Annotated in this window: 24 protein-coding genes; 3 read left to right on the top strand and 21 right to left on the bottom strand. The window is 40.2% G+C overall.

Annotated elements, in window-relative coordinates; translation table 11 throughout:
- Positions 1-6: 6 nt before the first annotated feature.
- The 9 genes from ACUXV0_RS02675 to ACUXV0_RS02715 form a co-directional block, all read right to left on the bottom strand.
- Positions 7-1,356 carry a hypothetical protein gene (locus tag ACUXV0_RS02675; RefSeq protein ID WP_446191519.1) on the bottom strand — a complete coding sequence of 450 codons (1,350 nt, stop codon included), beginning with the start codon at positions 1,354-1,356 and terminating at the stop codon, positions 7-9.
- Between the two features lie 144 nt (positions 1,357-1,500).
- Positions 1,501-2,955: a bifunctional metallophosphatase/5'-nucleotidase gene (locus ACUXV0_RS02680; protein WP_446191520.1), complete on the bottom strand. Its 1,455-nt coding sequence runs from the start codon at positions 2,953-2,955 to the stop codon at positions 1,501-1,503.
- A complete protein-coding gene (locus ACUXV0_RS02685; RefSeq protein WP_446191521.1) occupies positions 2,912-3,439 on the bottom strand; it encodes a metallophosphoesterase in 528 nt (175 codons plus the stop codon). The genes ACUXV0_RS02680 and ACUXV0_RS02685 overlap by 44 nt, the downstream gene beginning before the upstream one ends.
- Positions 3,440-3,466: 27 nt before the next feature.
- Positions 3,467-3,877, bottom strand: coding sequence for a DsrE family protein (locus tag ACUXV0_RS02690; RefSeq protein WP_446191522.1), 411 nt, complete (start codon positions 3,875-3,877; stop codon positions 3,467-3,469).
- Between the two features lies 1 nt (position 3,878).
- Positions 3,879-4,871, bottom strand: coding sequence for a c-type cytochrome (locus ACUXV0_RS02695; protein WP_446191523.1), 993 nt, complete (start codon positions 4,869-4,871; stop codon positions 3,879-3,881).
- A gap of 148 nt (positions 4,872-5,019) precedes the next feature.
- On the bottom strand, positions 5,020-6,051 hold the full coding sequence (locus ACUXV0_RS02700; RefSeq protein ID WP_446191524.1) for a hypothetical protein: 1,032 nt from the start codon (positions 6,049-6,051) through the stop codon (positions 5,020-5,022).
- A 3-nt stretch (positions 6,052-6,054) separates the two neighbouring features.
- Entirely contained in the window at positions 6,055-7,485 is a 1,431-nt protein-coding gene (locus ACUXV0_RS02705; protein ID WP_446191525.1) for an MBOAT family O-acyltransferase, read from the bottom strand.
- A 6-nt stretch (positions 7,486-7,491) separates the two neighbouring features.
- Positions 7,492-8,730 (bottom strand): dihydrolipoamide acetyltransferase family protein, encoded by a 1,239-nt coding sequence (locus ACUXV0_RS02710; protein ID WP_446191526.1) that lies wholly within the window; start codon positions 8,728-8,730, stop codon positions 7,492-7,494.
- Between the two features lie 19 nt (positions 8,731-8,749).
- A complete protein-coding gene (locus ACUXV0_RS02715) occupies positions 8,750-10,003 on the bottom strand; it encodes a competence/damage-inducible protein A (RefSeq protein ID WP_446191527.1) in 1,254 nt (417 codons plus the stop codon).
- A gap of 112 nt (positions 10,004-10,115) precedes the next feature.
- Here ACUXV0_RS02715 and ACUXV0_RS02720 point away from each other — a divergent pair, with 112 nt between their 5' ends.
- On the top strand, positions 10,116-10,832 hold the full coding sequence (locus tag ACUXV0_RS02720; RefSeq protein WP_446191528.1) for a DUF4197 domain-containing protein: 717 nt from the start codon (positions 10,116-10,118) through the stop codon (positions 10,830-10,832).
- A 73-nt stretch (positions 10,833-10,905) separates the two neighbouring features.
- Positions 10,906-11,262, top strand: a complete 357-nt coding sequence (gldC, locus tag ACUXV0_RS02725) for a gliding motility protein GldC (RefSeq protein WP_446191529.1) — start codon at positions 10,906-10,908, stop codon at positions 11,260-11,262.
- 3 nt (positions 11,263-11,265) lie between these two features.
- Here gldC and ACUXV0_RS02730 read toward each other — a convergent pair whose 3' ends face one another.
- From ACUXV0_RS02730 to ispG, 5 genes are read right to left on the bottom strand one after another with little or no spacing between them, the layout of a single operon-like run.
- Complete coding sequence (locus tag ACUXV0_RS02730) at positions 11,266-11,652, bottom strand: gamma-glutamylcyclotransferase family protein (RefSeq protein ID WP_446191530.1); 387 nt, start codon at positions 11,650-11,652, stop codon at positions 11,266-11,268.
- Position 11,653: 1 nt separating this feature from the next.
- Positions 11,654-12,211 carry a hypothetical protein gene (locus ACUXV0_RS02735; RefSeq protein ID WP_446191531.1) on the bottom strand — a complete coding sequence of 186 codons (558 nt, stop codon included), beginning with the start codon at positions 12,209-12,211 and terminating at the stop codon, positions 11,654-11,656.
- A gap of 9 nt (positions 12,212-12,220) precedes the next feature.
- On the bottom strand, positions 12,221-12,577 hold the full coding sequence (locus ACUXV0_RS02740; RefSeq protein ID WP_446191532.1) for an MmcQ/YjbR family DNA-binding protein: 357 nt from the start codon (positions 12,575-12,577) through the stop codon (positions 12,221-12,223).
- Entirely contained in the window at positions 12,577-12,774 is a 198-nt protein-coding gene (locus tag ACUXV0_RS02745) for a DUF6728 family protein (RefSeq protein WP_446191533.1), read from the bottom strand. Before ACUXV0_RS02745 ends, ACUXV0_RS02740 begins: the two co-directional genes overlap by 1 nt.
- Positions 12,775-12,786: 12 nt before the next feature.
- Entirely contained in the window at positions 12,787-14,739 is a 1,953-nt protein-coding gene (gene ispG, locus ACUXV0_RS02750; RefSeq protein ID WP_446191534.1) for a (E)-4-hydroxy-3-methylbut-2-enyl-diphosphate synthase, read from the bottom strand.
- Positions 14,740-14,829: 90 nt separating this feature from the next.
- Between ispG and ACUXV0_RS02755 the strand changes: the two genes are divergently transcribed.
- Positions 14,830-15,450 (top strand): 7-carboxy-7-deazaguanine synthase QueE, encoded by a 621-nt coding sequence (locus ACUXV0_RS02755; RefSeq protein ID WP_446191535.1) that lies wholly within the window; start codon positions 14,830-14,832, stop codon positions 15,448-15,450.
- Between the two features lie 26 nt (positions 15,451-15,476).
- On the opposite strand, the gene ACUXV0_RS02760 is transcribed toward ACUXV0_RS02755, so the two are convergent.
- The 7 genes from ACUXV0_RS02760 to ACUXV0_RS02790 all read right to left on the bottom strand — a co-directional run bounded on the left by ACUXV0_RS02760 (position 15,477) and on the right by ACUXV0_RS02790 (position 24,294).
- Entirely contained in the window at positions 15,477-17,444 is a 1,968-nt protein-coding gene (locus ACUXV0_RS02760) for an alpha/beta hydrolase-fold protein (RefSeq protein ID WP_446191536.1), read from the bottom strand.
- Between the two features lie 33 nt (positions 17,445-17,477).
- Entirely contained in the window at positions 17,478-18,779 is a 1,302-nt protein-coding gene (locus tag ACUXV0_RS02765) for an MFS transporter (protein WP_446191537.1), read from the bottom strand.
- Positions 18,780-18,865: 86 nt separating this feature from the next.
- Positions 18,866-19,969 carry a 5-methyltetrahydropteroyltriglutamate--homocysteine S-methyltransferase gene (locus ACUXV0_RS02770; protein WP_446191538.1) on the bottom strand — a complete coding sequence of 368 codons (1,104 nt, stop codon included), beginning with the start codon at positions 19,967-19,969 and terminating at the stop codon, positions 18,866-18,868.
- 23 nt (positions 19,970-19,992) lie between these two features.
- The gene (locus ACUXV0_RS02775) at positions 19,993-21,108 is read right to left on the bottom strand and encodes an alpha/beta hydrolase family protein (RefSeq protein ID WP_446191539.1); all 1,116 of its coding nucleotides are present in this window, start codon (positions 21,106-21,108) and stop codon (positions 19,993-19,995) included.
- A gap of 20 nt (positions 21,109-21,128) precedes the next feature.
- The gene (locus ACUXV0_RS02780) at positions 21,129-21,995 is read right to left on the bottom strand and encodes an amidohydrolase family protein (protein WP_446191540.1); all 867 of its coding nucleotides are present in this window, start codon (positions 21,993-21,995) and stop codon (positions 21,129-21,131) included.
- A 2-nt stretch (positions 21,996-21,997) separates the two neighbouring features.
- Entirely contained in the window at positions 21,998-23,008 is a 1,011-nt protein-coding gene (locus tag ACUXV0_RS02785; RefSeq protein ID WP_446191541.1) for a zinc-dependent alcohol dehydrogenase, read from the bottom strand.
- Positions 23,005-24,294: an MFS transporter gene (locus ACUXV0_RS02790; RefSeq protein WP_446191542.1), complete on the bottom strand. Its 1,290-nt coding sequence runs from the start codon at positions 24,292-24,294 to the stop codon at positions 23,005-23,007. Before ACUXV0_RS02790 ends, ACUXV0_RS02785 begins: the two co-directional genes overlap by 4 nt.

Below are 24,294 nucleotides of genomic sequence, written 5' to 3' on the forward strand. Positions count from 1 at the left end.
GATGAATTAAAAAGTGTAATTAAAAATTAGATTGATTAGGCTTATATTGACTTTATTAAAGACGTATTTGAGATTCTCAAAATCGTCTTCTCTTCCTTTTTTGAATACATAAAGCAGTTTAACAGAGCCGCCTTCCAGCCAGTTTTTCCACTTATAAGTGGCATCTACATTTAACTGAGCATAGGAGGGCATGGCATATTTATTTCGGAATGCGTCTGATGGGTCGGGTAACCAATAGTTACCAATACCGGCATGAAGGGTGGTCTCCGTATTTGGGCTGAAATGATAGTTTGCTGTTATAGCATGAACATTAGCCGTACCCTCTTTTCGTTCTCTGGGAAGAAAAGTATAAAGCGGCTCGCGACCCCACTCTCGTGGCATTAAGAATCTCCCTTGATCAAAAACTCGGGTATAATTGAAATCAAATTCTCCCATTGAGCTGTTTTTAGCTAGTCGAGTACTTAGTACAGTTGATTGATGATCTGAATCGATATAAGATTGATTCAATCCATCATGACTGGCATGTTGGTAAATTCCTTGCGTGGCAAAAGACCAGCCCTTAGCACCTTTAAGTTCAATTTGTGTGTAATAAGTACTAAAAACCTTATTCACATTCATTAGGCCAAATTTGGTATTCAAAAGGTTACCAATTTTTTGATTTACCTCTAAAAGAAGAATCCCATTTGAACTGATATTGCCATAATAGTTTGAGGCTTTGCCATCAGTGGCCCGACCAGTAGGGTAGATGCCGAAGGTTTCTTCAACAGAGTACCATTTGACTGTAGATCTTGGGGAGACCTGATGTAAATAGCTGAGTTGAATATTAGCGTTATTCCTATTAAACCTGCCATCAAAACCTCGAACCATTGTCGGGCTCATTCTGCCATCCTGAGGATTGATGAAAAAATAATCAGGCTTGAATTGGCCGTATTTTAAAGTAAAATCACCGCCTGAATATTGAACCAATAGATTCTCTAAACGATACAGATTAGATGTATTATTAGGGTCGGTTACATCAAATAAACCTAATTCATATCGATTCGGATTTTGAGTGATAGAATCAATCTCTGTAAAGTCAGAAGAATAGGCATTTACTATAAAGTAGCCACTCATCCCTGCAGAGAAACCCTTGTAAGTAGGTGTTTGATAACCTAAACCACCCCCAATTCCTAGACCATGATAATCTGACAGAGGCGATTGGTTATTAGAGTTCATGAAATACGCTCGTGCCTTACCGCTGAAAGAGCCTTCTTTCAAAAATGCGGCTAATGACCTCCTAGTGGACGGACTTGCCTCCTGGGATATGGCCAGGAGTGGCAGAAGGAGCATTAATAGGGTATAAGTCGCTTTGTTCATGATGAAGTATGATCTTCATCACAAAATTAATTTTTGCCTAAGCCATTTAATGTGATGGATGTTACCAAGCCTTTGATCAATCAGGCCTATCAAAATAAAAAAAGCCCTAAAAAGGGCTTTAAACAAGATTCATATAGGTAGAACTTAAGAAAATTCATAATCGACTCCCCAAACTTGAGAGAGTAATTTCTGATCACCATCCAAAATTTTCAAAGAGCCCACTGGAGTAGGAGTTACTGGCGAATGTTCTTTCAAATAAGCTCTAACTGCATCATGCAGCGTATATTTTTCAGAGTAAGTGTTTCTTACATTTCGCATTCTGCAAATGGCATCGTCTGGGTCGCCTTCTCGTTCACACGCACAAACAGTATAGTCCTTATTTGGGTCAATTGGTTTACCACCAATAGTTACTTTGGCTACTTTTTCTCCCATAGGTTTGAAACCATAAAATTCCAGCTCCATTCCTCTGAATTTTACGACCCATCCACCAAATCTCCTACTGGCTTCGCGGGCAAAGACATTTTCTAATTCACGTTCTAACCAGGGTACAATACTGTCTCCCTTGATCGTACCAATCCTCACGGGAGAGTTTACTGGTAACATATCAAAAAGATAGCCTTGTGTTATGGGTACCAAACCATCTTCATTTGGGGTTCTTGGCGGACAAAACCTGAATCCGTTTGACAAGGCGATATCAACACCTGTCTTCCACTTTAAGGCGTCTATTACCATGGTATCCATGGTGTTTTCAATGACAAAATTTCTGTAAAGTGGAATAGTACTATAGCCTAAAACCTCATTTATGCTATTGAGGTAAGGTGTTTCGTGTTTTTTGATGATGGAAGCGATTTTTTGATCAGCAGGATATTTGACCGGGTCTACTTCTATCAATTCATAACTCTCACCAACGATTTGGCCATTCTCAACTTTTAAATCAAGTCTTCCCACAAATGAGCTAAAAGCTCCGGGTTCTACTACTTTGGCATATTTACATTCTATGGGCTTTCTGATTCGCTCGTGCGTATCACCACCGAAAATATAATCTACTCCTTCACATTCCGGATTATTTGCGAGTGCAATCTGCTGAGATAGACCGAGGTGTGATAGTATGATTACAAAATCACATTGTTCCTGGCCACGTAATAGCTCAATATAATGTCTGATATTCTCCTCAGGCTTGGTATAAACAATACCCTCACTTAATGCTGGCGGTTGTCTTCTGGGTACTAAATGATCAGTATAGCCCAGGAAACCTATCTTTATCCCAAGCTTGGTAATTATTTGATAAGGCTGAAAAATTGGTTCTCCCGGAGTACCGTCTCCTCTGTCATGAAACATATTGGCACATACTTTAGGGGCATTTAGGCCGCCCAAAAGTTTCTGCATTTTCTGTTTATAGTAGATTACCTCCCAGTTTCCAGGCGTGTAAATATCATAATCAATCTCATTTAAAATAGGTACAAGTGCGTCTCCCTGAGTTTTATCAGATAACTCTGAACCTTGAAACATATCACCAGTGTCTATCGTAATTGTATTAGGGTTCTCTTCCCTTATTTTATTGATTAGTGAGGCCATATGGGCTACCGTCTCCTCTGTCATGAAACATATTGGCACATACTTTAGGGGCATTTAGGCCGCCCAAAAGTTTCTGCATTTTCTGTTTATAGTAGATTACCTCCCAGTTTCCAGGCGTGTAAATATCATAATCAATCTCATTTAAAATAGGTACAAGTGCGTCTCCCTGAGTTTTATCAGATAACTCTGAACCTTGAAACATATCACCAGTGTCTATCGTAATTGTATTAGGGTTCTCTTCCCTTATTTTATTGATTAGTGAGGCCATATGGGCATACCCTCCGGCTTTTCTAAAAACCAATTGCTCATTTTCCCAGAAGAGTTCATCATGAGGGTGGATTTGACAGTGCACATCGGTACTTTGTAGCAGAGTGATGGTACCATTTTCATCTTTTTTATTTGATGCAGTTTTAAGCTTCTGCTCTGCGGCCACTAAACCAGAAACAGGTAGTGCAGAGGCCAAACCTCCTAGCACTCCTTTCTTTAAAAAATCTCTTCTGTTCTTCATTTCAATAGGTTTTTAAGTATTTATCGATCAATATCCTGCTTTAATATATGCAAAGCCGGACTCTTGTTTTTCTACTATTTCGGCAATGCCTACAGGCACAAAATGGGCACCCGTAATAATTTGATTTTCCTCTACTCCTTTTCGTTTCATGGTGTTTCGGCACACGGCGAAGGTGACGCCTCGTTTCTGTAGTTTGAGAATCTCAGATTCTACTATACTTTGATCTTTCATCATAAATTGGATGGCCGCACTGTGAACTACCACTTCTATTTCAGCATCCGGCCAATAGTCGAGCACATTGTTTAATTGACGAGCAAGGGAAGATTGCTCCTTTTGTACGTCTGTGGCCATTTGAAAGACAATTTTATGCGTTTGCTGACTTTGACCAAAAGCACTAATAGTGCAAAAGAGTAAAATGCTAGAAATAATCAGTTTCATATTATTTGGACTTTGAATTATTGGTATACCAATCTTGTATCGGTTTAAACGGACCATATTTATGCTGCTGCTCTGAAAATGGGTCAGCATATGGACCAAAAGGATGGTCGATAGGCTTATCAGCCATATTTGGCCAGTCTTTAGATTTATCTTTTGTTGGTCTGGGCATACTATCTACATAAGCAGCCAGATCCCATGATTCTTCATCAGTCAATTGAGGGTTTTCATGGGTTACGCCGAAAGGCATATTCATTTTAACATAACCAGCAAACTTTGAGATTCTATAAAGCCCAGCACCATCATTATAGGAGTGATTGCCCCAAAGCGGCGGGTATGTATACGTTCTTTGGTTCTCAGCCAGCACACCTGATCCATTTGACTGATGACAAGTGCTACATTTTGCTTCATAAATTACTTTCCCTTTCACCGGGTCAGCTGCCCTGTCCATAAATTCTAAAGGATAAATTTTGGAGCCTTTGGCGTTTTGACCTTTTGGTATATCTTGCCCAAGCCATTGTATATAAGCGGCCATTGCTCGCATTTCTTTTTCGGTACTTTCCATTGGCAGACCATTCAAACTTCGCTGTAGACATCCATTGATGCGGTCGTAAACATTGGTCATTTGAGCAGATCGCTTCCTCATTTTAGGATAGGTAGAGGCTACACTTAGATAATTATTGCCCCACACTTTGGCTCCTGCTTGTAAATGACAATTTTGGCAATTCAGACCATTTGTGATTTGCTTTTCGGTGCCATTGAAGCCGATATAATAGGCTGTATTGGTTATCAGTTCTTTTCCATACTCCAATAGTTCTCTATTCACCGCATGCATCATTCTTTTTTCTGAAGGAGCCGTGCTAAACCTTTCTTTTGGAGTGTAGGGAATTCTATTTTCACTTATAGGTTGCTTGGACTCTGGCCAGGCAGAATCAAACATCATAAAGCCTACTGCCGCAGGTACTAAAAGCACTGTAGCAGCAATCAAAATTTTCAATATGAGAAGGCTTGAGTTTACCTTGTCTGCGAGTCTTTCTTCTGGTCTCAAGTGAAGTCAGTTTGATCGATATTATCAAAGATAAATTCAATCAAATCCTCAAAAGGTGATACTTGTCACACTTTGATTTTTACTCCTTTGCAGGTTCTTAATTATCAGACTCTTGGTAAATCTGTTTTAGGATTTTTCTGGCCACTACGGGTTTGTAATGGTAGATCTCGTAGTAATTGGAAAGTGGTTCGGTCAATTCATTGACTCCGGTAAAATCATAAACATTATCAGATCCAAAAACAGTTTTCACCGCTAGTAAATCGTCTTGATTTACCTTCTTCTGGTCGTAGTTTGGACCAAAAACGATCTTGAATGACGTCTCGTGTTTATCAAAAATGCCTTTAATGGCTTCTAACATCTCTATTTCTGATAAACCATTTTCAGTTTGTGTAGAGTCGATCAAAGCATTTAAAGTAACTTCTTCTTGGTTTCGTGTATAAAAGAGGTCACGATTATAGTAGGCAATTGAATCCTCTTTTATTTGATCTATGTATCCCTGAAAAATAAAATCATTATTAACGGGGGTATAGATCATATGTTTGTTTTCAAATGACCCATACATATAAGCCTTATACCTCTTATTTAATAAAGTGTCAAAATACTTGATGAAGTACTGTTCCTTGAAGAATGCTTTGAAAAACTGTAGGTGGTAAAGAAATCTGTTTTGTCCACTCAAACGCCAATCTCTAAGATGTATGATAGACTCATCATGATCTACATAAGGGTCAAATGTTTCACCATCAAAAATAAGTAAGGCATTTTTGATATTATTACCCTGAGCATTGATAAAAGAGAGCTTTTGATAAATACCTGTAATATCTTCATTGGAGGCATCAAAGTGATAAGGAGTAGGGTCTTGAATGTATTTTGACCAGTCATTAGTATAAAAAACGCTACTTCTACTACTCCCAAATACAAAGGATGAGTATTCCTGAGCTTCATTATTGTTCAGGAAAATCTGAGTACTGATTCTATTCCTGTTATAGCTTTTTAGGTAATTATCAGGGTATGCCTCATAATGACGTAAGACATGAAATGGATCAAAAACGAAATAGCTGATGGCCAATAACCAAACAGGACTCGTAAAGAGCAGGATATTTTTAACCAGTTTTATAAAATCCTTTTTCACTGCTTAGAATTGGAAATAGATGAATTGAGTATCAGAATACACCGCAAAAAGGATGATACTCATAAATAAGACATAATAGGTACCCCATCTGAGCCATTTAGGCTGCTGGTCTACCCACTGCGTAATGGATTTATCTCTTTGATACCAATGGACAGATTCCATCAAGCCTACAGCAAATAACAGTATCAAAGCATCCTTTGTACCAATCATATTCCAAACCTCTGAAACAGAATGACTGGATGCTGAGAAGAGCCCTTTTAAAAGATGAATGGACTCACTGAAATATGCGGCTCTAAAAAATACCCAACCTAGACTCACAAAAAAGAAGACCAAACCAGCATGTATTGCCTTTTCAACGAATTCATTATTGATAAGTCCAATTAGTTTTCGCTGTACTTTCCCTGTTAACTGACCAAAAATGAGATAAACACCATGTAAAGAACCCCAGATTACAAAGTTCCAGCTGGCACCATGCCAAAGGCCGCTTAACATGAAAACCACAAACAAATTGAAGTACTTTCTCGCTGTAGAAACTCTGTTTCCTCCGAGTGGGATATAGACGTAATCTCTAAACCAACTGGACAGTGAAATGTGCCATCTTCTCCAAAACTCTGAAATGCTCTTTGAGAAATAAGGCCGATCAAAGTTCTTCATCAGGTCAAACCCCATCACACGGGCGGCACCTAGACCTACATCGGTATAACCTGAAAAATCACAGAAAATCTGAAACCCAAAAAAGACCGTGGCTATGATTACGGGTAGTCCTGAGTATTCAAAAGGATGATCATAGACTTTATCAACGAAAATGGCTAAACGGTCTGCTATTACCACTTTTTTAAACAAACCCCATAGCATTAAACGTAAACCGCTGATGACACGGTTATAGTCAAACTTATGCTTCTCGTAATACTGGTGAATAACGTTTTGTGGTCTCTCAATCGGCCCGGCTACCAACTGAGGATAGAACATCACATAAAGGGCGTAGCGAAAGAGATTTTGCTCAGCAGGTACTTTTCCACGGTAAACTTCAATGGTATAACTCATCGCCTGAAACGTATGGAAGCTTAGCCCGATGGGCAAAAGTATGTTCCATAGATCAAACGGTTCTTTACCGACTCTAAAAAGTATAGCATTGGCAGAGCCTAGAATAAAGTTGGCATATTTAAACACCGCTAAAACTCCTACATTGGCTATGATGGAAATGATCAATGCCCATTTACGTCGATTCCCCGATGACTTTTCAATCCACAAGGCGGCCAGGTAGTCTACAATGATGGTGAAAACCAGAATAAGAAGGTATTCTACTTTAAACCATGCATAAAAAACACAACTGGAAACCAGCAATAACCACCATCTGTATTTGTGCGGAAGGAAGAAATACAGAAGCGTTATAATGGGGAAAAAGATAAGAAAAGCAAAGGAGTTAAATACCATAACTTATCAGATCGACTGGTTGATGTCGAAATTCTCCAGATTATTTGAGACTTCTTTTACAAATAAACCGCCCAAAGAGCCATCTACCACTCTATGATCATAGGAGTGAGAAATGATCATTTTATGACGAATCCCAATTAAGTCTCCTTCCGGTGTTTCTATGACAGCAGGTTTCTTCTGGATAGTTCCAAAAGCCATAATGGCCACCTGAGGCTGCATGATAATAGGAGTACCGGCAATATTCCCAAAACCACCAATATTACTGATGGTATACGTACCGTCTGCCAGCTCGTCTGGTTTGAGCTTATTATTTCTGGCTCTTTGAGCCAAGTCATTCACTTTAATGGCAAGTTCAGAGAGACTCATCTGATCGGCATGCTTAATAACAGGTACAATTAGATTGCCGTCAGGCAGGGCCACAGCCATTCCAATATTGATATTTCCTTTCTTAATTATTCTTGGTACTTCTACCTGAATATTAATCATTGGGAAAGCCTTTATAGCTTTGGCTACAGCATAGATCAGAATAGGAGTGAAGGTGATTTTGCCACCGTATTTATCAAAGAATTGATCTTTGACCTTATTTCTCCATTTCACCACAGCCGTCATGTCAGTCTCTACAAAAGAAGAAACGTGCGGTGCAATTCGCTTAGAACTCACCATTCGGTCAGAAATCATCATTCTGAGCCTATCCATCTCAATAATGGTATCTTCTCCTGCCTTAAACTCCTCCTTCTGGAATTCAAAAGCATCTTTCTTTCTACCTTTTTTGAGATAGTTCAGGATATCGTCTTTGGTAACCCTCCCTTGCATTCCGGTACCAGAGATGGCCTCTAGTTCCTCCATTGAAATACTTTCTTTTTGAGCTATGCTCAGCACCAATGGAGAGTAAAATCGAGTAGCTCCTTCTTTACTTACAGGATTCGAAGTCTCGGCTACCGCGGTTTCTATCTGCTCTTCCAGTTCACTGACCACGGCCTCGTCTATTTCTACATCAGAGGTCTCGTCGGTTTCTATCATACAGATAGGACTTCCAATAGCTGCTACATCACCCGGCTGCACCAAGAATTTTGTGATAACACCATTAAATTCAGAACCAATTTCAGTGTCAATTTTATCAGTAGCTACTTCAAGTATCATGTCATCCGCAGAAACGGTATCTCCTTCGCTGACAAGCCAGTTGAGAACCGTACATTCTATGATACTTTCGCCCATGGTGGGCATCTTCATCTTTACTTGAGCCATATGGCAGGGTTTTGTTCGGTCAAAGTTCGTTTAAAATCATCTTACGGAGCAAATTCAGGGCAACTTTACTTCCGTATTTAATATTATTCTCGCGGTCTTTTGTACTCGTAATTAGTTTGGTTACCGTTTTTTCAGGGCCGGCACAAGCAATCCAGATTGTACCTACCGGCTTATCAGGTGAGCCACCTCCAGGGCCTGCAATACCACTTGTACTGACTGCATAAGTGCTACCCATTCTTTTTCTAACACCTTCAGCCATTTCAATGACTGTTTGCTCAGAAACAGCACCATAAGATTTAAGCGTTTCCTCTTTAACGCCGAGTAAGTTCATTTTGACTGCATTGGCATATGCGGTAACAGAACCTAGATAATAAGCGGAACTACCTGCATTTCGGGTCAAACTATGCGAAAGGAATCCACCGGTACAGCTTTCAGCAAAACTTACTGTTGCTTCTTTTTCCAATAGTAGCTTGGCCACTGTCAATTCCAGTTCTTCGTCGCCTTCGCCATGAATGTACTCCGCAATCAAAGGATATAGCTTTTCTACCTCCTTATCTATCTCTTGTTTCAATTGCTCCTCATTTGAACCCGATCCTGTCAGTCTTAAACGCACCTGGCCTAGGCTAGGCAGGTAGGCCAGTTTGATATGTTCGGGCAATTGATCCTCCCAGTCTTCAATTTTTGTAGCTAACCATGATTCACCAATCCCGGCCGTACGAATGATGCGATGCAGAATCACAGGTCTGTCAAAAGCCTCTTTTAATCTAGGAATGACTTCATTCTGCATCAGATATTTCATTTCATAAGGTACACCAGGCATACTTATGATGATAGTATCATTGTACTCAAACCACATCCCCGGAGCGGTGCCTACAGCATTGTATAAATAAGTGCATTTTGAGGGTAGGTCTGCTTGTTGAGCATTGAGCTCAGTCATTTCTTTACCAAACTTCTTAAAGATGGCAATCAAGGCTTCAGTAGCCTCCGGCCTTCTTTCCAGAACATCATTGGTAAAATCAGCTATGGTTTTCTTGGTGATATCATCTTTGGTAGGACCCAAACCACCAGTAATCAAAATTATGTCCGCCTTCTCTGTCCCTTCTGTGAGCATCTCAAGGATAGCTTCACGCTCATCTCCAATTGAAATCTTTCGTGAGGTTCTGATACCTATTTTATCCAGCTCAGCACTGATGAATTGCGTATTCGTATCTGTGATTTGACCATATAAGATTTCATCTCCAATGGTCACTACTTCGGCTTTTATTGGCCTCATAAATTTTATATCTATCGGCGAATTATTTCGCTACTGTTTCGTTGAATAGAAAAGCGGTACGAATTTCCCTAAATTCAGACACAAATCCAATTTTAAGATAAAACCAATAAACATGCGTAAAACCCTTTTATTCCTTTTCATTTCTTCATTTTTCGTTTCCTCATGTGCTCAGCAGATAAATTTGGGCAAGGTCGCTGAGGCTGTTCTTGGCTCGGGTCCATTGACCTCTACAGAGATAGCAGCAGGATTAAAAGAAGCACTTCAGGTTGGGATCAATAAAGGAGCTGATCAGGTATCACAAGAAAACGGTTATTTCGGGAATGCAAGAATCAAAATTCCTTTTCCTGAAGACGTACAAAAAGTAGAAACGGCTTTAAGAAAAGTAGGCCTGGGTGGCGAGGTTGATAAGTTTGTCCTGGCTTTAAACAGAGGTGCTGAAGAAGCCGCTAAAGAAGCCAAACCCATTTTTGTGAGTGCGATTAAACAGATGACCATTACTGATGCTCTTTCTATTCTCAAAGGTGAGGAAGACGCTGCCACGCAATATTTGAAAAGAACGACTTCAAATGAGTTAATTGCGGCGTTTATGCCGGTAGTGGAAAAGGCTCTGGAAAAAACTCAAGCTACTAAATACTATACCGATCTGGCTACCAGGTACAACAGAATTCCATTTGTCAGTAAAGTAGATCCAGATCTAAAAGGCTATGCTACGCAAAAAGCGATTGACGGTTTGTTCCTGATGATTGCAGATGAAGAGGCCAAGATTAGAAAAGATCCTGTGGCCCGTACAAGTCAAATTCTGAAAAGAGTTTTTGGTGCTGATGTCTAAGATTTCCCGATTAAAGGAATCATCGTTTCGTTTTGGAAGTTGATATCCATACTTTTGCGGAAAATTTAGCATTATGAATAAATCAGAAATAAACTTCACGGTAGAACTAGATAAAGATAGAATTCCTGATAAAATCTTTTGGGATGCCACTGAAAACCCGAATGAGGGAATCAATGAAACTAAGGCCATTTCAGTAGGTGTTTGGGACCAATACCATAAAGGTCTTTTGGGTATCAATCTTTGGACTAAAGACATGCCTGTAGATGAAATGAATCATTTTGTGGTAGACCTTATCGGCAATATTGCTCAAATGGTCTCTGATTCTACGCAAGATCCTGTGATTATCAATACTCTAAATGAAGCGGGTCAAAAAATTGCCAAGCATTTGGAAGAGGAAGCCAAAAGGCAATCTCAGCAGCAGCAACAATAAACCTTAGGGGTTTTCGATAAATCGGCCTTGTGGGTACTTTTCAAAGTGCTTATAAGGTCGATTAAATATATATACCCAAGCCAATTCAACGGCGTCATTGATCAAAACTTCCATCTTTTCTCGCAGATATAAGGATTTCTCTGGCTTAGCCGGATTAAAATCTTCATACTGATCTAAATAGTGAAAAGCGTAGGATGGATCATTTAATTCAAACAGTTCGCCATAAACCCAGTTTTCTGAAAGAATTAAACCCGGGTAGTAGTCAATCTTATACAGGTCACCCTTGGTTTTGGCTTCTCCCAGATAATTAGCATTTTTTTGAAGGAAATCTGACCACTCGTTCGCAGAGCATTTCTTCATCAGCGTTCCGTAAACAAAAAGCAGGTCCACCTTATTTGAATTTAAAGCTATTAAGGTAAGGCTCTATTTCCGGCTGGAAGAACTCATATTTGCGAGTTTCAGCTGAGAAAGTAACGATATACACTTTCCCTCTTCTGACGTAATAATATTGTCTCCAGGTTTGTTTCAGCCCGTTCTTAACGCCTTTGTAAGTGATTCTGTAGGAATTGTTACCAAGGTTTTTCCGCTCTACCAACGTAAACTTTTGAACTACTTTGGGCAAATAGCCAATAGAATAATTGGCGTATTTATAAGCCGTGTAGGATGTATTATTAAGCTTATTGACCGTCAAATTGATTGACTCAATATAAATGTCAAAGTCTAGAAGCGTATCTGGTTTAGAGTTAATGGTACATTGTGTTTCCTTACATCCAGGCTTAATTTTCCAGCCTTCTGGTACTTCCATTTGGTAAGAAGGAAAATCAACCAAAACAGGTTCTTTTTTGACCACCACTTCGGAGGCTGTAGAGTTTGTTTTTAAGCTGTCTGTTTGAGCAAAGACATTGATAGACAAGAATAGAAGAGAAAGAAAACGTAAGTAAGTGTTCATTATTTAAAATTATAAAGCCTCCAGCTCGGCTTTAAGTTTTTTTGTAAACCCCTGCACCACCAATGCATATGATTCGTCTATAGATGTTCTCAAAATGGAAGATGGGATACCCTCCCGCATGAGAAACATACTCCAATGCTTTTTATTCATATGAAAAGCACCTTGAATGCCGGGGTGTTCTGCTCGAAGTTCTAGATTTTTATCCGGAGTGTTTTTGAGGCTTACGCGTAGGTCCGTTTCGTCTAGAGGAACAAGAGCAAACATCTTCCCCATTACTTTGAATACTAAAGTGTCAGGGCCAAAAGGAAGCTCTTCTGTGACTCCTTTTTTTGCTAAGCAATATTCACGAACCGACTCTATATCCATTAATATCCTCTGATAAAGAAGCGATAAATAAGTATGAGTACACAAATGCTAAACATGATGATAGAGATCTTATTGATCCCATGCATCATTCTCAAATTAGTACTTGTAGGATATTTACCATCCTTATCTTTTTTGAATACACGGACAAAATAGCTGAAAACTGGGGTTAATCGAAGGTAATCAAGTATTTTATTCATATCAGTGAGTTTTTATGCTTCTGCTGTTGCCGGCTCCATCCAGTTGCCGTCTTCTTTAATCAATTCTATTAGTTCATCCACCGCGTTATCAGAATGAACAGACCTTTTGACAACATTTTGCCCTCGGTAAAGCGAAATTTTGTCTTTCCCTATGCCCACGTAACCATAGTCTGCGTCTGCCATTTCTCCTGGTCCATTCACGATACAGCCCATGATCCCAATTTTAATTCCTTTTAAGTGATCAGTTCTTTTTCTGATCATGGCAGTGGTTTCCTGAAGATCAAAAAGTGTTCTTCCGCAAGATGGGCAGCTAATGTACTCCGTTTTGGTAATACGAGTTCTGGCGGCCTGTAGAATACCAAAAGAGGTGCTGTTTACTATTTTTTGAACCTTGTCCGTACTGTTTTCATTGAATGACAACTGTATGCCATCACCCAAACCATCTACGAGTAAAGCCCCACAGTCTGTGGCTGCATACAATTGGAAATCACTGGTAGTAAAATTGGTATAATCCTCAGATAGGATAACTGGAACTGTTATTTCTTTATTGAGTAACTCAACAAAAAGCCTTCGCATTTCTGCCGCCGAATGATCATTTGAAGAAGATACCTGAAGTACTACAGTTTTGTCGTTTGCGATAACCTCTAATTGCTCTGCAGTTAAGAAAGGCCACTGTACACTAAGTATATTTAGATCTTTATGCTTCTCTTTAGCTTCAAAGTACTCGTTGAGTTTAAACAACGGAATTTTATTTTGCTTATCCTCCTGGCTTAGCCATGTTTGGAGATAAATGATCTCTTTCAAACCATTAGGCAACATAAAAGGTACTGGTTTACTGCCGGTGAAGATATAATCGACGCCCAGATCATTCATAGCCCATTTATCAGTGGCTGGCAGGTAAAAGTGACCTATGCTCTTAAGGTCATCCATTTCTTTAACGCCTACTGTGGAGAAATCAGCAATAACACGAGGTACATTCTGTCCACCAAAATTGGCAACCTCATGGGTAAATCTTCTTTTATAACTGAAAGGATCAATTGGATAATCATTAATTGGGGTGATCTCATCCTGCATTTCGGCACGGCGATCATATCTGCTGATCAGTGATTTGGCCACAGGAGCTTCATATTCCGGTTCTTCGGTCAATGAAACCCTAACCGTATCACCCAAACCATCCTCCAATAAGGTACCAATTCCCATGGACGACTTTATACGACCATCTTCACCTTCACCAGCTTCTGTTACTCCCAAATGAAGTGGATAAGGCTTGAGTTTTTCCTCTTCGAGGCGTTGTACAAGCAATCTGTAAGCCTGCACCATCACCTGAGGATTGGATGATTTCATTGAGATCACAATATTGAAATACTGCTCATCTTCGCAAATTCTCAAAAACTCCAGAGCACTTTCTACCATACCTAAAGGAGTATCGCCATATCTACTTAGGATGCGATCTGAAAGAGAACCATGGTTGGTACCGATACGCATGGCTGTACCATACTCTTTACAAATTTGTACCAAAGGAGTGAAACGAGTTCTGATTCTTTCCAGCTCTTCCTGATATGAAGAATCAGTATAGTCTATATGCTGAAAACGCTTTTTATCGGCATAATTTCCTGGGTTAACTCTTACTTTTTCTACAATTCTGGCAGCCAATTCTGCTGCATTTGGAGTAAAATGAATGTCTGCCACCAAAGGGGTGTCATAACCTCGAGCTCTTAAACCTTTCTTTATGTTCTCCAGATTTTGAGCTTCTTTTACCGATGGTGCTGTAATTCTTACCAACTCACAGCCACTCTCAATCATCCTGATGCTCTGTTCGATGGAGCCTTCAGTATCCATAGTGTCTACGGTGGTCATCGACTGAACTCTTATGGGATAATCTGACCCAAGCATAAGGTCGCCGATTTTGACTTGGTTGGTTTTTCGTCTGGAGTAGGAGGTAAGTGAATTACAGTACGATTTCATTCAACAGTTTTTGTATGCTCGGCAAATTTACCATAACTATAACCAGAACCAACAGCTTTCTGTTTCCGTTGTGTTAACTTTGTGACCGTTATGAATTCAGAACTCGCCGTTAGTACCGATTTGCCTATCATGGAGGCCTTTTACACCATTCAGGGTGAGGGTGCCCATTCTGGCAAAGCTGCCTATTTTATCAGGCTCGGGGGCTGTGATGTGGGCTGTGTATGGTGTGATGTCAAAGAAAGTTGGGATGCCAGCATTCATCCTTTTCAATCTCTTGATGAAATCATAAATGGTGCAGAGCAAAATCCTGGCAAAATGGTGGTCATTACTGGTGGGGAGCCACTTATGTATGACATGGGACCTTTAACTAATGGACTCAAGGAAAAAGGCTACCAAACAAACATTGAAACTTCCGGGGCATACGAAATGAGTGGTGAATGGGACTGGGTTTGTTTCTCTCCGAAGAAGTTCAAGGAGCCTCACCCAAGTATTTTTCCTGTTGCTGATGAATTGAAAGTCATTATTTTCAATAAATCTGACTTCAAGTTCGCTGAAAAGTATGCCGATCTTGTAAATGACAACTGCCAACTGCTATTACAACCTGAATGGGATAAACAAGACGCCATGCTTCCTCTGATCGTTGACTACGTGAAAGAAAACCCCAAATGGAAAATAAGCCTACAGACCCATAAATGGATGGGGGTGCCGTAGGCTTAATTTATTTAAAAGAACACCTTCTATTTGAACATCAAAGGTGCGATGTAGGCCAGATGCTTTCTCCAAAAAAGAAAGTTATGATTCCCCGAGGTTTCGTAGTAATCAAACTGGACTCCATTCTCTTTAAAAAGTTTCATCATATTTTGATTATTAGGGTAAGCAAAATCTTCTGTACCAATCCCTATCAAGAATTGATTGAATTTATTGATTTCAGGGTTTTTCAAAACATCAGTATGCGTTGATTTTATTTCTTCGATATTATTAGGGAAATATCCGGTACTCATCGGATAGACGTATCCAAAAAGCTCTGGCCTCCAAAGTGCCAGATTAACTGTTTGGATCCCACCCATTGAAAGACCTGCAATGGCTCTGGAATTTCTTTCTTTCTTTACCGGGTAATTTGCTTCTATAAAAGGAATGATCTCATTGATAAAATCTCTGCAAAAAGGATCTGAATTCACTCCAACACCCATTGACTGTCCCGGTACCGGAGCATGACCAGCCGGCATAACGACAATCATTGGTTCTAACTTATTCTCGGCATAAAGATTATCTAGAATAGTGTTTGCTCTACCCGCTGTACTCCAAGAGGCATCATTATCACCACCGCCATGTAGTAGATATAGTACAGGAAGCTTTTTTGATTGAGAAACCTGTTCAAAATTTGGTGGTAAATAGACATGTAATCTCCTTGTGATACCCCCTAAAGAGTTAGAGGTATACCATACTTTTTCAACTTTCCCGTGAGGAACATCTTTAACCTCCTGAAAGCTATTCTCTTCTCCTTTAATCTCCACAAGACTAGAATAGAGTGAGTTGCTTTCTTTGGTTTGATTATTCTTAGGATCTAAAGTTCTTATACCGTCTACCGTGAAATCATAGGTATAAATATTAGGAGTTGTCTTTTGACCATTATTTACCGTCCAGACACCGCTAAAGCCTTTTTTCATTGATAGTGCAGGATAACCGCCTGGGAAGTCGCCATTAACTGTAACTTTTTCAGCCTCAGGTGCATAAATGGAGAAACTTAAGGTTTTATCATCTTCATAACGAACAGAGACAAGGGTATCGTTTGGAGAAGGGATACGCTCAAAAGGGCTAGCAGGTGCAGGCGGTGGAGTAATAAACTTATGATCTTTTAACCAATCTCCGAACCTATCATACCAACTGTCAACAGGAAGATTTTGAGTTCTCATTCCAAAACCATGATCCCCTCTTTCATAAATATGTAATTCAGCTGGATGACCTTGCTCATACCACTTTTTATAGATGTTTATGCTGTAGGGCATCATTTTTAAACCGTCATCTCCAGCCACTGCAATGAAAATAGGAGTTTTCTTCACGGGCATTTCATTACCAATTACCGCAGGTTCATAAGCATAAATGGGAGCCAGAAAGTTAGGTTTATCAGCTTGCTCTGCAGAGTAGGCTACAGACATCGTTAAAGTACCTCCGGCAGAAAAGCCCATAAAACCGATCTTATCGGGGTTGATATTATACTTTTTTGCTTCCGATCTGACATGCTTCATGGCAGCTATTCCATCTGCGGTGGCTAAAGGAATAATAGGTTCGTTTTCCTTATCAAGTGCTTCAAAATCGCCCATTTTGCCAATGAGTTCTCTCACAGGGTCATCAGTAAAGCTCCTTGCCACTCGATATTTAAGTACAAATGCGGCAACACCCTGGCTATTTAACCACTCGGCCACGTGAGTACCTTCATTGTGAATACTTAAGGTATGAAATGCTCCTCCAGGTGCAATAATTACCGCGGTTCCATTGGCAGCAGCTTTTGGAGGTAAATAAGCCGTTAACGTAGGACTACTCACATTATAAACTACTTCAGAATTAAAGAGATTGTTAGTATTTGTGGCTTCCTTCCAGGTCCAATCTTCTGAGCCTGGTGCCGGGCCATCAAATAACTGAATAACCTCTTGTGAATACACATGGAGGCTAATCAAGGTTAAAAGAGTTATTATAATTTTTTTCAAAGCTGAATAAGGTTAAGAATTTTGAAAACTATACTAGTCTACATCTTCAGATGTGTTTCTCATGGTCATAATACCAGCGATTAAAGCAGGTATGCCGTAAATTAAGAAGCTGGTTCCGATGGTCACGCCCATACCTAATAAGACGCCGGCAAGGCCCGGACCAAAAATGGCCCCCATTCTACCCGCACCCATTGACCACCCAATACCAGTTGTTTTAAATTCAGAAGGATACATTCTGGCAGCGAAGGCATAAAGGCCCACGAAACCACCTTGTATACCAAAGCCTAGCATTCCAAAAACAACTAAGATCCAATCTGAACCCACAAAAAAGCCGAAACAGCACATTAGAATTGCCGTGAGGATCAGAATGATCCCGATGGTCTTTTTTAGGCCGTATTTACTCGAAAAGTAGCCTTGAGTGACAATTCCGAAAAATGCCCCAAGATTGAAAACAGTTCCAGCATATATGGCCAACTCTAGTGAAAGACCAGCATCTGTTGCCAGTTTAGGAATCCAACTAGTCATAAAATACAAAGCAGCAAAAGCCATAAATAATGCAAGCCATAGTTGAAGAGTAGGCTTTTTGTACTTACCACTCAATAGTTTACCAATCGGTATCGCTAATTGACTTTCTTCTTTGACTGGCAAAGAGGTTAGATGGTCTCCACCGAGCCTATCAATAATTTTATTGATCTTTTGCAAAGCACCGCCAGGCTGCATCTTAAGATAGAAATCGATCGATTCAGAAAGGAAAAATAGAATAAGCGGAATGGCTATAACCGATGCTATACCGGCATAGATATACATTTTTTCCCAGCCTTCACTAGGGATAACTTTAGCCGCCGCCAAACCAGACAAAACTGCTCCTACCGGATACCCCGCCACTACAAAACTCACCCAGAAATTTCTGCTTTTTAGCGGAGTGAATTCTGCGGTTAGGGCCGCAGTACTGGCAAGCATACAGCCAATTCCGATTCCACTAATGAACCTGTAAATGACTAATTGGGTAACATCTCCTGCCCAGGCAGTTAGATAGATGCCTATGCTCATTATGATGGCACTCAGGAGAATCATGTTTTTTCTTCCAATTCTATCTGCGTAGGGGGCTACAAAAAGCGTCCCGAGTGTCATTCCCAATAATCCTGAGCTGAAGACAATTCCCAAAGTTTCCGGCCCAATTCCCCAGGATTTTGAAATGGCCGGGGCAGTGTAAGAAATGACCAGAACGTCCATTCCATCAAGCATATTCATAAAAAAACACACGAGGATAGTACCTATCTGAATAGACGTAAGCTTATCTCTCTCATCAATGAGAGATTGAGTTATAGTACTCATTTATTATTTCTGTTAGGGTTGAAAAGGTTGAATTCTACTGTCAATTTCTACATTAAGATTGACATGTCCATCTTTAACTCACATATTTAGACCTCTCCCCAGACTTTCTCTGCTGTTTGAACTATCAACTCCATTTTCTTCCATTGATCATCATGTGAAAGATCGTTTCCGTGATGGGTAGATGAAAAACCACATTGAGGGCTTAAACAAAGGTTTTCTAATGGTGCATATTGAGCAGCCTCATCAATTCTTTTGCGAAGCTCATCCATTGTTTCAAGTTCTCTTTTCTTTGAAGAAACAATGCCAAGCACCACTTTTTTGTCCTTCGGTAAAAAACGAAGCGGAGCAAAATCGCCTGAACGCTCATCATCATACTCCAATAGGTATCTGTCTACTTTTATTTCATTAAACAGAATTTCAGCTACGGGCTCATAGCCGCCTTCTGCAAACCAGGTGCTTCTGTAGTTTCCTCTACACAAATGTATACCGACAGTCAGGTCTGAAGGCCTGTCTCCAATAACCGAATTGATTAAGGCCGCATAGGTTCTTGGAAGTTCATTCGGGTCCTCTCCTCTTTGCTCAGCAGCTGCTCTCATTTTAGGGTCGCAGAGGTAAGCCAGGTTAGTATCATCTAATTGTAAGTAGCGTAAACCGGCCGCATAAAGGTGATCTATTTCTTCTCTGTATGCAGATGCCAGATCCTCAAAAAACTGATCCATGTCTGGATAAGAATTAATGTCAATGGATTTTCTGCCACCTCTAAAATGAATCATAGTAGGAGAGGGGATACTCACTTTAGGCGTGTGACTTACCACAGACTTCAGGTAGTTAAAATCAGCCACCTGAATATCTTTCACATGCTTCAGTTTACCAGTTACACTCAGCACCGGCGGTGTAAAACCATCTTCTGCGGCTTTGGCATTTGGATTAGCCTCTATACCACCCGTCACCGTTACGCCAGCCAGCTCCTTGAGAAAATCAAGGTGGAAATAATCTCTTCTGAATTCACCATCTGTTATGGCCTGCATTCCTGTATCTTCCAGTCTTTTGACTGTCTTGGCAATCTCCTCGTTTTCTATCTCTCTCAGCTTTTCGGCTGATAGCTCGCCCAGTTTCCAGGCATGTCGGTTGGTTTTTACGGTATCAGTTCTTAGTAAACTTCCTACGTGATCTGCTCTAAAATTTTTCATGTTTCAATAGGTAATTGGTTGGTTTATTTAACGAATCCGGCAGCAGCTTTTTGCCCCGTTTTGATCCATCTTCTTAAATCGTCAAAAGCTTTTCCTGTTTGTTCAGGAGTGAAATTACAATGTCCTTGCCCATCTGTATACTGAACAGAATAGTACTCCTGATTGCCGTTGGCCTGAATTAAGTTCTCATATGGAACTATGGCAAAATCTGCCGGAATAAGCTGGTCATAAATGGTATGAAGCACCAGTGCTGGCTTATCAATTTCGCCTGTTCTGTCATATTTTGAGAAAACAGCTGCCTGACTGGCTGTAGCCGCTATACGTTCTATCTGTTGATTCATTGAAAGATTGTCTTCAAATCTTCCATAGATGGTATTGGTATTATCGTATGGGTTTCCGCCAGATTTTTGAACCACATCTCTCAATACATTTTCACCAAAGGCGAGGGCAAAAGGGACATCAGAAGGTTTGAGGTCAAATCGTTTTGCAAAAGCCACTAAAGCCAATGAATCCTTCTCAAAAAGAGCTTTCTGAATACTCATGGCTTTGCCAAAAGCGGCTCTCATGTCTGCAGGAGCGGCATTAGGATCAAAGCGTAGGATTTCTTTCAGAGAAGGCATATAACCCGGGAAAAGTACATTGAAGGTGGCAATCAGGTCAAATTCTTTTCTGGTCTGAAGATAAATTCTGCCAGCCAGTGGACACATAGGCAAACCGCCAACATAAAACTGACCGAAGTTTTCTAGTGTAGCCAAGGTAATACCGCCGCCCATAGAGTGACCGGCTATAATGGTGCTGTCAGGGTTCCCATAGGTCTGAATAAAATACTGACGCAATATTTCAGTATCATCAACCCCTCTGGCCAGTGCCAGGCCCTGGTATTGATAATCTGAGGCCGCTACGGCAAAGCCACGCTCCAGAAATGGCGTCATTTGCTGAGGCCACTGAGCATTTTTACTTTGACGCGGCTGCGTGCCCATAAACTCATATCCATGAGCATACATCACCAGTTTTCCTTTCCAGTTTTCTGGGAAAAGTATTTTATAAGCAGCTCCATCTATGCTTCCTGTATCTGTCTTGGCTATATTCTGGCCAAAGCTTAAAGTGCTAATAAGGAGTAGGGTAAATATTTTTTTCATTTTCAATTATAGGTTAAAGGTCATTTTAGGTTAAGCATTCTTATGGCGTTTTGTTTCATAATAAGAGGTTTAACTTCCTCTTTGAAGCCAGCTTCTTCAAAATCTCTCATCCACCTTTCAGGCGTAATTAATGGAAAATCGGTCCCAAAAAGCATTCTGTCTTTCAGTAAGGTGTTGGCATATTGCACCAGTTGTTTCGGGAAATATTTAGGAGACCATCCACTTAGGTCAATAAATACATTTGGCTTATGCATAGCTACAGATAGAGCTTCATCTTGCCATGGCCAGCTCGGGTGTGCTATTACTATTGGGCTATCTGGAAAATCAATGGCGACATCATCTAAATGCATAGGATTAGAGTATTCTAAGCGTAAGCCACCGCCCCCTTTTACTCCACTGCCAAAGCCCGAATGACCACTATGAAAAAGCATTGGGAGCTTGTATTCTGCAATCACCTCATACAGATGATAGGCCATTCTGTCATTGGGATAAAAGCCCTGAACGGTAGGATGAAACTTAAAGCCTTTTACTCCATAGTTCTCAATCAAATCTCTGGCTTCACGAGCTCCCATTCGTCCTTTATGAGGGTCTAAAGACGCAAAAGCTATCATTACATCATCATTTTTGAGGGCACACTCAGCGACTTCTATATTTGGTATTCTACGTTTACCTACTTCGTGTTCAGAGTCGATGGTAAACATCACCAATGCCAGATTTTGATCTCGGTAGAAATCGGCCGTTTCTTGCATGGTAGGCCTTTTGTCTGATTTAAAATACTTGGCAAAAGCCTCATCTAACTCTGGTCTGTAGTCATCATGAGGCTGAGTGCAGCTTACCTCTGCATGTGTGTGAACATCTATGGCTCTTACTTTAGCTATATCAATCATATCTAGGGTAGTTTAATCAGTATTTTAGCCTGATCTTTCAATTCATTACTATTGATAAAATTCGGAAGCTCATTAAAATCAATTGACTTCGTAATAACTTTTGATGGGTCAATCTGCTTATTGACAAGCATTTGAATGACATCCTTAAAGTCAGTAGGGTGATCATAAATTAATGAAGGAATGATCTCTATTCCGTTTCTAACTATATGAAGTGCATTAAATTCTGAGGGTTTATTAGAGAGTCCCAAAAGCACAACTTTAGATCCTTTAGGTGCCGCAGCAATAGCTAAAGTAGGAGACTGAGCAGTACCAACACACTCAAAAATTATCTCAATATCATTTTCAGCCCAATTGGTTGTTAATTGCTCTTGCTGAGATGTTAAATTAGTTTCCAGAGACTCAGCACCTAATTCTTGAGCCAGACCTAATTTATTTTTATTGATGTCTGTCACGTAAACGGGTATGCCCATTTCTACACATAAATGACATAGAAGCATTCCTATACCTCCTAAACCTAAGATGGCAACTGGAGTTTGGCTGGAGGCTCCACTCTTTTTTATAGCATGCAGTGCTACAGCTGTAGGTTCAATAAGAGCAGCATTTTCATTACTGATTTCACTAGGTAAAATATGAACAAAACGCTGATAAATATTGACAAACTCCGCGAAACATCCTAAAGTATTTAAACCGATTACCGTTTTCTCATCACAATAAACGTGCTTTCCCTTTTTGCACATTTTACATTTGTAGCAAGGAATATTTGGTTCAATTACGACTCTTGAACCAATGAGATGTGAGTTAGCTTCTGAGCCAACGGCCGTAATAATTCCTACAGCCTCATGACCAGCAATTTGAGGATAATTAATTTTTCGATGACCTCTGTAAACAGATATATCTGAACCGCATAGGCTAACATAAGACACGTTAACTGTTACCTCATTCTCTAAAGGGTCTTGAATAAGAACATTTTCAATGCTCATTTGCTCCGGGGCATGAATTAATGCTGCTTTCATAGGTTTTTAGATTGAAGTGATTTGATCAAAAATCCCATGGCTAAAAGAGGAAAAGAAAACAGAGCAAACAAGAAGCTTATTTTCACATTTTGATCAGACATAAAACCAAAAATGAGAGGGCCTGTAATAGCTCCAAACCTACCCAAAGCCACTGTATAGCCCACACCAGTAGTTCTGATTTCGGCTGGGTATATCCTTGACAAGACAGGCCAAATGCCATTAAAGCCGCCTTGAACAAAGATTCCTATGAGTAGGACAAGTATAAATATTCCCCAAAATCCCAGATTTGAATAGGCGTAGACTTGCATCACAACAAATGCCAATAAAAGGAAGCTAAAAATGGTCTTCTTTAGACCAAACTTACTTCCTAAGGCTCCAACGGATGAAGAACCTATGGCGGCTCCTATATTCAGGGCTATTCCTACGAAGGTCGCTAATTCAAAAGGTAAGCCTGCATCACTGGCAATAGTGGGCACCCAACTCATCAAAGTATAAAGAGTAATAAAACCAAAAAATGCCGCCGCCCACATTCTTATACTATCAGATTTATAATGCTCACTTAGAAGAGTTTTAAAGCCAGAAACAGACACTGAAGGCTTTGCTAGTGGCAATTCAGAAACCTTGGGCAGTTTCATCTTTGTCAAAACCTTATTTACCTTTTCTAAGGAATACAGGTTGGGGTGATGAATCATAAACTCCGGCGAGTCTTCCATAAAGAATAAAATGATCAGCCACATAAGGCTGGCGATTATCCCTGAGACTATAAAAGCGGCCTGCCATCCATATATTGGTAGATATTTGGCACTTAATATACCAGTCAATATTGCTCCCACGGGCCAACCGGCCTGCACAAAGCCAACACTAAAATCTTTAAATTTAGAACTGGAAAATTCTGAGGCTGTGGCTGCCATGGTGGGTAGAATTCCTCCAATGCCTAGGCCTGTCAGAATCCTGAAAACTATGACTAAAATGAAGTTGGATGTAAAGCCCACTCCTAACATCCCTAAAGCAATAAATGCAACGGCGAAAAGAAAGATTTTTCTTCGGCCAAATTTATCTGCCAGCGGAGCAATGAAAAAAGCTCCCAAGGTCATACCAAGCAATCCGGCACTAAAAACGTAGCCCATTTGTGTTTTGGTGATATCAAAAAATGATATGATTTCGGTACTTGAAAAGGAGACAAGTAGCACGTCTATTCCATCATTAAAGTTGAGCATAAAGCAAATTAGCACCATGGCCCACTGGAATGGTGTCATTTCTTTAGTGCTGCTTGAAATCGTGGTCAT

It is taken from the genome of Jiulongibacter sp. NS-SX5 (assembly GCF_052828545.1).

Coding starts and splice junctions, on each gene's coding strand:
- ispG (WP_446191534.1), bottom strand. CDS start 14,739: ATGAAATCGTACTGTAATTCACTTACCTCCTACTCCAGACGAAAAACC.
- ACUXV0_RS02780 (WP_446191540.1), bottom strand. CDS start 21,995: ATGATTGATATAGCTAAAGTAAGAGCCATAGATGTTCACACACATGCA.
- ACUXV0_RS02745 (WP_446191533.1), bottom strand. CDS start 12,774: ATGAATAAAATACTTGATTACCTTCGATTAACCCCAGTTTTCAGCTAT.
- ACUXV0_RS02720 (WP_446191528.1), top strand. CDS start 10,116: ATGCGTAAAACCCTTTTATTCCTTTTCATTTCTTCATTTTTCGTTTCC.
- ACUXV0_RS02680 (WP_446191520.1), bottom strand. CDS start 2,955: ATGACAGAGGAGACGGTAGCCCATATGGCCTCACTAATCAATAAAATA.
- ACUXV0_RS02765 (WP_446191537.1), bottom strand. CDS start 18,779: ATGAGTACTATAACTCAATCTCTCATTGATGAGAGAGATAAGCTTACG.
- ACUXV0_RS02785 (WP_446191541.1), bottom strand. CDS start 23,008: ATGAAAGCAGCATTAATTCATGCCCCGGAGCAAATGAGCATTGAAAAT.
- ACUXV0_RS02675 (WP_446191519.1), bottom strand. CDS start 1,356: ATGAACAAAGCGACTTATACCCTATTAATGCTCCTTCTGCCACTCCTG.
- ACUXV0_RS02740 (WP_446191532.1), bottom strand. CDS start 12,577: ATGGATATAGAGTCGGTTCGTGAATATTGCTTAGCAAAAAAAGGAGTC.
- ACUXV0_RS02735 (WP_446191531.1), bottom strand. CDS start 12,211: ATGAACACTTACTTACGTTTTCTTTCTCTTCTATTCTTGTCTATCAAT.
- ACUXV0_RS02705 (WP_446191525.1), bottom strand. CDS start 7,485: ATGGTATTTAACTCCTTTGCTTTTCTTATCTTTTTCCCCATTATAACG.
- ACUXV0_RS02790 (WP_446191542.1), bottom strand. CDS start 24,294: ATGACCACGATTTCAAGCAGCACTAAAGAAATGACACCATTCCAGTGG.
- ACUXV0_RS02755 (WP_446191535.1), top strand. CDS start 14,830: ATGAATTCAGAACTCGCCGTTAGTACCGATTTGCCTATCATGGAGGCC.
- ACUXV0_RS02775 (WP_446191539.1), bottom strand. CDS start 21,108: ATGAAAAAAATATTTACCCTACTCCTTATTAGCACTTTAAGCTTTGGC.
- ACUXV0_RS02690 (WP_446191522.1), bottom strand. CDS start 3,877: ATGAAACTGATTATTTCTAGCATTTTACTCTTTTGCACTATTAGTGCT.
- ACUXV0_RS02715 (WP_446191527.1), bottom strand. CDS start 10,003: ATGAGGCCAATAAAAGCCGAAGTAGTGACCATTGGAGATGAAATCTTA.
- ACUXV0_RS02770 (WP_446191538.1), bottom strand. CDS start 19,969: ATGAAAAATTTTAGAGCAGATCACGTAGGAAGTTTACTAAGAACTGAT.
- ACUXV0_RS02685 (WP_446191521.1), bottom strand. CDS start 3,439: ATGAAGAACAGAAGAGATTTTTTAAAGAAAGGAGTGCTAGGAGGTTTG.
- ACUXV0_RS02710 (WP_446191526.1), bottom strand. CDS start 8,730: ATGGCTCAAGTAAAGATGAAGATGCCCACCATGGGCGAAAGTATCATA.
- gldC (WP_446191529.1), top strand. CDS start 10,906: ATGAATAAATCAGAAATAAACTTCACGGTAGAACTAGATAAAGATAGA.